At 48.0% G+C, this 8,629-nt stretch carries 5 protein-coding genes; 1 reads left to right on the forward strand and 4 read right to left on the reverse strand.

Annotation, left to right across the window (positions count from 1 at the left end):
• Positions 1-202 precede the first annotated feature (202 nt).
• Together Q0991_RS05735 and Q0991_RS05740 are read right to left on the reverse strand one after the other, a co-directional pair.
• Positions 203-1,246 (reverse strand): substrate-binding domain-containing protein, encoded by a 1,044-nt coding sequence (locus Q0991_RS05735; protein ID WP_299486329.1) that lies wholly within the window; start codon positions 1,244-1,246, stop codon positions 203-205.
• Between the two features lie 199 nt (positions 1,247-1,445).
• Positions 1,446-2,309, reverse strand: a complete 864-nt coding sequence (locus Q0991_RS05740; RefSeq protein ID WP_299486331.1) for a DUF928 domain-containing protein — start codon at positions 2,307-2,309, stop codon at positions 1,446-1,448.
• 315 nt (positions 2,310-2,624) lie between these two features.
• Here Q0991_RS05740 and shc point away from each other — a divergent pair, with 315 nt between their 5' ends.
• On the forward strand, positions 2,625-4,547 hold the full coding sequence (shc, locus tag Q0991_RS05745) for a squalene--hopene cyclase (RefSeq protein WP_299486333.1): 1,923 nt from the start codon (positions 2,625-2,627) through the stop codon (positions 4,545-4,547).
• Positions 4,548-4,769: 222 nt separating this feature from the next.
• On the opposite strand, the gene Q0991_RS05750 is transcribed toward shc, so the two are convergent.
• On the reverse strand, positions 4,770-6,935 hold the full coding sequence (locus Q0991_RS05750; protein WP_299486335.1) for a PAS domain S-box protein: 2,166 nt from the start codon (positions 6,933-6,935) through the stop codon (positions 4,770-4,772).
• A gap of 51 nt (positions 6,936-6,986) precedes the next feature.
• Complete coding sequence (locus Q0991_RS05755) at positions 6,987-8,609, reverse strand: PAS domain S-box protein (RefSeq protein ID WP_366524902.1); 1,623 nt, start codon at positions 8,607-8,609, stop codon at positions 6,987-6,989.
• Between the last annotated feature and the right edge of the window lie 20 nt (positions 8,610-8,629).

The following is an 8,629-nucleotide window of genomic DNA, read 5'->3' on the forward strand; positions in this document are numbered from 1 at the left end:
GATAGGGTAGTCGTTTCGGCCACCCTATTTTCTTTGAAATCACACTGCCCTATCTACTGCTGACTCTAGATTTGAAGTACCTTGTCATCCCCAAAGGAACAGTTGATTGGATTAATCTTTCGTAGAAGAGTCCAACCCTTATTTTGACGTATGAATTGCTTTAATCGCAATTTATGGGGTGGATAACTGCAGAGTGGGTGCCTTAGCGCAGTGGAACTACGCCAGCTTGGGCCATCATTGCCTGTCCTTGGGCAGTCAATAATAATTGAGCGTACGCTTGTCCTGCTCTTTCTTCGATCTGATTATTCTGCTTGATGATGACGTAAAGGTAGCGAGTGAGAGGATACTGACCCGACTGAAACACCTTGGAATTAACGGTCGGTCGCTGGGCAAGACATTGTTTGATTGGCGTTAAAGGCGCTTGGTAAGGGGGAATCAAGTTATCGGTTTGAAGTCCCAGAGGCAAAGGTTTTACAGTACATTGGGACAAAATTTCGGAGACAGAAGCATAATAAATCCCACCGGAATGACGAGCAACCTTCCGTAGGGCCTCAGTTGTAGTGGACACAAATTGAATCCGACTGGCAAAGGACGCTTGTTGAAGGACAGATTCTGTCAGGAGGTTGACGGTACTATTCGCCCTTAAGGGTTGTGAATAGGGGATGATCGGAAGGTCAGGTCCATTGACATCCTGCCAATTATCAATTTGTCCGGTATAAATGGCCTGGAGTTGGTCAACCGTTAACCCTGCAACGGGTAAATCAGGGTGGACTGCTACGGTCAAACCATCGATAGCCACAGGAATTTCTAGGAGCTGGAAGCCCTGTTGCTTGGCCAATTGCCGCTCTTGTTCAGTCAGCGGACGTGCAGATTGAACAAAGTCTAATTGACCCGCCAAAAGCATCTGGATACCTGTGTTTGAGTTGTCACGAGCCTGACCAGAAGCCACGTGACGCAACTGGAACTCTCGTCTTTCGGCTTGAATGGTAGCGTCCACCAAGAGTCGAATGGGGGCCCATACAGGGCTGCCTCCATAGCGAAATGTACCAACTGGGACATTCTGAACAGACTTAAAAGCAGGCTGCTGGGGGGAAGTGGGGGTTACCTCGGAGCCTGCAGTATGTCGCTTCCATTGCCAAACCCCGATACCCAAAAGACCAAGGCACCAAATAAGTGTCAGGAGCGTTAGTCCAGGCAGTCCCCAGCGTTGCCAATAACGTTTGTTCTTGTCCAGATCTTGATTCATCTCATCTTAGGCGTTGGAACATCCTCAGTTCGGTCACTTCAATCTAATGCATTCGAGAGACGACCGTGAGTAGATCGGAGGCTCATGATCGACATCAGACCATCAGAGTGGGAAGTGCAAATCTTGGTTGATTGAGGATGAACCCCCAATGTTAAGACCTCAAAATGTAAAGACCTCAAGTCGAATGTTGAACTCGTCGTTACTGTTGGGCAGCGATCTCCGAAAGTTGAACGACCTCAGATTCAAATAGGGCTTTCCATGTCTGATTGAGACGCCTATCCTCAGGCTTTTCTCGTCGAGCGGCAGCTAGGGCTTGCACAGCATCATACCAATAGCCTGCTTCTGCAAAGGCATCCGCCTGATCCTTGAGTTTAGACTTGGAAAAGGTTTTGGCAACTTCCTGAGTAGGGGGGGTATGGCGAACCCAACCATTGGCAATGATGCCATTACGACCTTTTCGGGTACAGAAGAGACCCACGACCCATTGATAATCAGTTTCTGGCTTCAAGGCGAGGGTGGTGTCCTGGTTCGGGATGGAAATTCTGGATAGCCCCGCTTTACCCGAAGCCTGAAACGTGGTGGAATAAACTTCTTCCCTAGAGCGGCCTTCAGCCCCCACCTCGTACAAACTGAACTGCAGGATTCGATAGCTGTGGGTGGGCGTAAACCAATAAAAGGTGGGGAAAGCCGTTGCACTCAAGCCCATATTACTTTTGGGCACCAATGTGGTGAGGGTGGGTTGACCACTGGCAACACAAGTTTTCGGCTGACCCGGTCCTGGGGGAGTGGCAGGTTCATCGGGTAATTCCCATATGGGCGGAGCATCCGGTCTGGGTAAGGGAATAGGCGCAGAACGTGAAGGACGCCGGGGGGTACTTTCATTCAATGGTTTAGGCTGGGGCTCAATGGCTCGTGTTGCCAGTCCTCGGCGGTTTCCGGGTTTATCTAAATCCCCTGGCGGTTTGAATTCGGCATAGCTGGGTAAGGCAGACCCTAGTGCTGCTAACCCCCCCACTGCTAATGGTGCAATCCGTTTTGCAGGGGTTGAACAATATTTAGACATGGGTCGTTAGCTTGGCCTCTAAAAAATGGGTGCAGAAAAAATAAGTGCAGAACGGTTCAAGGGATTCATCACCCCCTCATCATACCCAAGCTGAATCCTAACCATTCCAGTATTGGAGGGAGAACACAAATGGTCGGGGGCTGCTGCTTAGATAGGGGACTCAGGGAATCAGAGCTAGAGAAATAGTTACTTGCTAAGACTCTGCCAACCCTATATGTGTTCCAGCTTAGAGAGTGGAACCACGGCGATACCAGACTTGGGCGGAATCCGGTAAGATAAATCGACTATCGTCGAAGTTGACTTGATTCAAACGCCATGCCTGTTCAAGACAGAGCGAATACTAAAACCCTTGAGGCTGCGATCGCAGCGTCGCAAAGCTATCTGCTGACTCAGCAAAATGAGAAAGGCTACTGGTGGGCAGAACTAGAATCCAATGTTTCAATCACCTCCGAAGTGGTGTTGCTGCATAAGATCTGGGGGACGGATCGCAGTCGGCCTTTGCAGAAAGTGGAGACCTATTTGCGATCGCAACAGCGGGACCACGGCGGCTGGGAACTCTACTTCGACGACGGGTGCGAAATCAGCGTATCCGTAGAAGCCTATATGGCCTTGAAGCTCTTAGGCGTACCGATGGACGATCCAGCCCTGGTGCGAGCACGGCAATTTATTTTGGAGCATGGCGGCATTAGCCGCACTCGGGTGTTTACCAAGCTGCATTTGGCTCTGATTGGCTGTTATGAGTGGCGGGGCATTCCTTCCCTACCCCCCTGGGTGATGATGTTGCCGGAGCAGTTCCCCTTCACCATTTACGAAATGTCCAGTTGGGCACGTGGCAGTACCGTACCGCTGCTGATCGTGATGGATCGCAAGCCCGTTTATGCTGTAGAACCCAGATTTAACCTGGATGAGCTGTATGTAGAAGGACGCGATCGCGCCCAGTTTGACCTCCCTCTCAGCTATGAATGGACCGATGCCTTTATCTATTTAGATGGTCTCTTCAAATTTGCTGAAACCACGAATCTGATCCCGTTTCGGGAAGAAGGCATCCGGGCCGCAGAACGCTGGGTTTTGGAACGGCAAGAAGCGACGGGGGACTGGGGCGGTATTATCCCAGCCATGCTCAATTCCTTACTCGGTCTCAAGGCTTTGGAATACGATGTCCATGATCCGATTATTGAGCGGGGCTTGGCTGCCGTTGATAACTTTGCCCTCGAAACGGACGATCAATATTGGATTCAGCCTTGTATTTCTCCTGTTTGGGATACGGCCCTCGTGGTTCGAGGTTTAGCTGAATCCGGGTTAGCGCCTGATCATCCCGCGTTGGTCAAAGCAGGAGAATGGTTGCTGGACAAGCAAATTCTCGACTACGGCGATTGGTCCGTTAAAAATGCTGGTGGCGAACCGGGGGGGTGGGCCTTTGAGTTTGACAATCGCTTTTACCCCGATGTGGATGATACAGCGGTCGTGGTGATGGCCTTAACCGAAGTTCAGCTTGCCGATGAACAGGCGAAGAAAGCGGCCATTGCCCGAGCGGTCAACTGGATTGCGACCATGCAATGCCGACCGGGGGGGTGGGCCGCCTTTGACATTAACAATGATCAAGATTGGCTGAATGCGCTGCCTTACGGGGACCTCAAAGCGATGATTGACCCCAATACCGCGGATGTCACTGCCCGCGTACTAGAAATGATTGGCCGCTGCCACCAATCCACCGGACAGGAAAGTGTGAATCGGGCGCTACGGTATTTGCGCACGGAGCAAGAACCAGAGGGCTGTTGGTTTGGACGTTGGGGGGTTAACTACGTGTACGGCACCAGCGGCGTGTTGGCGGCCCTAGCGTTGATGGATCCTCAGAATTGGCAGTCTGAAATCAAGCAAGCCGCGGCCTGGTTGGTGAGCTGTCAAAATACCGATGGCGGTTGGGGAGAAACCTGTGAGAGCTATGATGACCCTAAACTGAAAGGCCAAGGTCCCAGCACAGCATCCCAAACGGCTTGGGCTCTGATTGGATTGCTGGCCGCAGGGGAAGCCACTTCGACTTATGCCGATGCAGCGATGGAACGAGGCATAAATTATCTCACTACTACTCAAAAGATCGATGGCACTTGGGATGAAGACCATTTCACTGGCACAGGATTTCCTGGCCATTTCTATCTGAAATATCACCTCTACCAACAGCATTTTCCGCTAACAGCTCTGGGGCGTTACCAAAAGATGCTGCTAGATAGGGTGAAATAGTTGTCTTGGTAAACCAAGACCATGAAGGGGAGTTGCTCCGATAATAGGCACTGGTCTATTAACAATGTCCATACTTAACCCCTTTATTGGTTAGGAGTTCTAACCTGCTAAGTAGGCGTGAACAGCATGCCATTTCAAACGGATTTCATTTTGTAGTTCAGCTAGAAACCCGAAATGATTGGGTAAGCCCAACCACAACTCATCATAAAGACAACGGAACAGCTAAGGAAAACTAGGAGCTGAATGATCCACGAAATCTAGGAGTGATTGAATAGCGTTGACCAGTTTTTTGGGTTGGACAGGTTTAGAAATATATTCATTAGCGCCTGCTTCACAACATCGTTCTCGGTCACCCTCCATTGTGAAAGCTGTTAGGGCAATGATTGGGACATCAGCCAGCCTAGAATCTTTGCGAATGAGCTGCATGGTTGCTAGACCATCCATTTCTGGCATTTGTATATCCATCAGAATTAAATCAGGGGGTTCAGACTGAGCCAGTTCCAATGCCTGGTATCCATTGGTCGCCACCTTAATGCGATAACCTTTGCTTTGCAGATAACTGGAAATCGTAATGCTATTTGCTTCGTTATCTTCAGCTAGCAGGATGAGTGGAGATTTTGTTTGTGAAATCCATCTGTCCCCACTGTCGACACTATTCAGAGTTGTCTGTTGATCCAGAGAACTAATTTCTACCACACAGGGCAAGGTAACTGTGAAACAACTACCCATAGCTACCTCGCTCACCACATCTACGTATCCACCATGGAGTTCAACAATGCGCTTGACTAAAGAAAGCCCTAACCCTGTTCCTTCGTATTTGCGGTTAAGAGAGCTATCCACCTGCACAAAAGGCTGAAACAGGAATTGCATATGCTCAGGAGCAATCCCAATACCTGTGTCACGCACGGCAATAATGAGGTGGTCTTTTTCTCCCAGACAATCGTCCAGACCTAAACTATCAATTTCTTGTAGTGTCGGCCTCGATAATGATTGAAGTAGCGCCTCCTGTTTATTGCCCTCTACTGCTGGGGGATGGGAATTTCTGTACTGCCTGCGGAGATCAACTTCAAGGGTTATTTTCCCTCCCGGAGGTGTAAATTTAACCGCGTTGCTGAGTAGGTTGATCAATACCTGTCGAACACGTCGTTCATCCAAGCTTACGGTGGGTAAATCGGGAGGTATTTTCACCTCGATCTGAAGGCATTTCTTATAGGCCTGTTGTTTGATAAAGGCCAAACTTGATTGACAGATAATTGAAATAGAGGCGGGAGAAAGTTCTAGGGTAATCTGACCAGACTCAATTGTTGCAACATCTAAAATGTCATTAATCAGCTCTAGTAAATGAGTTGCGCTGCTCTCAATAATTTTAAGGGGTTGAAGTTGTCGGAAGTGGAGCTGACCAAAGACATTGTCTTGTAACCCCTCAGTCATCCCGAGAATGGCATTGAGGGGGGTCCGTAATTCGTGACTCATGTTGGCTAGAAATTCATCTTTTAGATGGGTAGCCCGAACGAGTTCTTCATTGGTACGTTGCAGTTCTACCTCAGCTTGCTTTCGCTCAGTAATATCTTGAACTAAAGCTAAGAGAGAAGATTGTCCGTCACTATCAAAGAGAACTGAGGCTGCAAGAGCAATTGTGCGTCGATTACCATCTTTTCGTTGAATGTCCCATTCCTCGCCAATTATGTTGATACCTTGATGCATCTGCTTAAGTCGGGTCATCGCTCTCACTTGATCATCAGGATTAGGATGCAAACCAAACCCAAGTTGATTTATTTCTGCAAGGGTATAGCCCGTCAGCGCTTGCATTTGTTGATTCCAGACGGTGAAGTGGATGAAAGGAGCATCACTAATTTGATGACAGACGAATAGTCCTTCAGCCATGTTCTCTAGAATTTTTTTTCGGAAAGTATTTTGGCGTCGTATGGTTGCATCAGCCAACTTCCGTTCGGTAATATCCCTAACGAAGGCAACGTTATATGCCTCACCATCCATCTCTAGATAACGAGTATTAAATTCAACCGGATAAGCGTTCCCTGTTTTAGGCTGCATCATTGCTTCCAGGGTCATGGTCGACTTGAGTTTCACCTTTTCCCAGATCTGTGGCCAGTCATCAGCAGTGAGGTTGGTATCAAGGTCATAGACTGACATCGTTAGTAGTTCTTCACGGCTATAGCCCAACTGTGCACAGGCAGTATCGTTCACGTAATGAAACTGACCATCTGGGCGAATCAAAAAAACTGTATCAGCAGCAAAATTGACAGCTGCTTGGGTCATATTTAAAGCCTTAGTTCGCTCCTCTACTTTGGCTTCCAGTTCTTCATTGAGTTGTTGAAGTTCTTGCTGTGCCTGAACGCGAGCGGTGATCTCTTGATAGGTTCCTAACACACCGATAACCTCACCTTTTAAGTTATGGAGAGGCAGTTTATGGGTTTCCAGCTAGATCTGTTCACCATTGGCAGTGAGTTGAGTTTCAATGATCCCGAGCTTGGCTGTGTCAGAATCCATCACCTGCCGATCGTCTGTGCGGTAAGCTTCGGTTTCAGTGGCAGCCCAAGGTAAGTCATAATCTGTTTTGCCAACGATATCTTTTGGAGTTGTGAGCCCTGCAAAACTGAGGAATTTATGATTGCAACCTAGATATATTGAATTGAGATCCTTCCAAAAAATCGAAAGTGGAGATGTATCAAGAACTGTTTGCAAAAACTGTTCACGCTCCTTTAGCTGTGATGTGCGTTGCTCAACCTTGGCTTCCAGTTTTTGGTTGAGTTGTTTGAGTAGAGCATTTGATTTTTGGCGTTCTATATCTACTTCTTTCTGAGTATTGATTAAGGCTTGAGTGCGCTCCTCTACTTTTGCTTCGAGCTTTTGGTTGAGAAGTGCAAGGTCTGCCATCGCTCTCTGGCGTTCCAATTCTGCAGCAGCACGAGCTGCAAAAGCTCGAAGGATATATTCTGCCAGCTTGATATCTTGGATGCGGTCTGTATGCATGATATACAGATGACCAATGGGGTGTCCCTGAGTATTATTGAGGACAATTCCAAAATAGCTTTCTGCCTCCAGCTCGACTAAATCTATATCGCTGGGGAAAAGAACTTGCACTGAACATTCACAATAATACTTTCCCGTCTGAAAGACCTGTTCGCAGGGCGTTTGCGCTAACTTATAACTATAGGGAGGTTGCAAGTTACCATTTGCCCAAAACGCCATGGTCTGTAATGTGTCATCTATCATTTCAGTCACAACGGCGTAAGAAACATTTAGAGCCTCAGCAATGTAGGTCACTAATGTGGCGAAAAAGTCTGACCCAGCGGTGTCTGTGGTTCCAAGAATCAGTTTTTGTAAAATGGTTTCAGCCTGTTTGCGTTCGCGGATGTCTTTGATCAAAGCCAGACAGCGTGTCGCTTTTCCACCTCCCGGCTTGACGGCGTACACAGTCGTTTCAGCCCCAAAGCTACTTCCATCTTTGCGTAGGTACCGCTTTTCCTGAGTAAAGTGATCAATTTGGCCCAAGTAAAGCTTTGCAATCAAATCCCTCGATACACCAATATCCTCTGGCGCAGTGATGTCTGCGACAGTCATCTCCAATAATTCAGCTTGTAAATAGCCCATCATTGAACAAAAGCACTGATTTATAAACGTAAACTGTCCAGTCCGCATATCAGTCTCGGCAAAGCCCACCATTGCTTGCTCTAAGGCTGCGGTAGCTCGTGCTTCATTGGCCTGAAGCACTCCTTCGCTGCGTTCATAATTACTTCCATTGTGGGAAATGCAGGTGATAAGCCCATTCTTATCCAAAACTAGAGAGGCATTTTTGGGGAAAGTTGAGCCATCTTTGTGCATGCCCCTCAACTCCCCTTGCCAAAAGCATTTATATTCCAGCTTAGGCAAAATATCTCGCTCAATGCGTTCTATCTCTGTCTGTGCATACATTACCCGCCAGTTTTGACCTACTAGCTCATCAGGGTGTTCATACAGGGTAAGCGCAAGAAAATTACGTCTCTGAAAGGCTAGACTGTAATGGAATAGAAGCGCCCAGAACCTTGAGCATATACGCTTCATCCATGCTCGCCCGTTTTAGT

This window comes from Acaryochloris sp. IP29b_bin.137 (genome assembly GCF_028285745.1).
Taxonomy (GTDB): Bacteria; Cyanobacteriota; Cyanobacteriia; order Thermosynechococcales; family Thermosynechococcaceae; genus Acaryochloris.

What these genes read in the sequence shown, in the direction of transcription:
- Q0991_RS05735 (WP_299486329.1), bottom strand. Translation starts at nt 1,246, where the DNA reads ATGAATCAAGATCTGGACAAGAACAAACGTTATTGGCAACGCTGGGGA.
- Q0991_RS05740 (WP_299486331.1), bottom strand. Translation starts at nt 2,309, where the DNA reads ATGTCTAAATATTGTTCAACCCCTGCAAAACGGATTGCACCATTAGCA.
- shc (WP_299486333.1), top strand. Translation starts at nt 2,625, where the DNA reads ATGCCTGTTCAAGACAGAGCGAATACTAAAACCCTTGAGGCTGCGATC.
- Q0991_RS05755 (WP_366524902.1), bottom strand. Translation starts at nt 8,609, where the DNA reads ATGAAGCGTATATGCTCAAGGTTCTGGGCGCTTCTATTCCATTACAGT.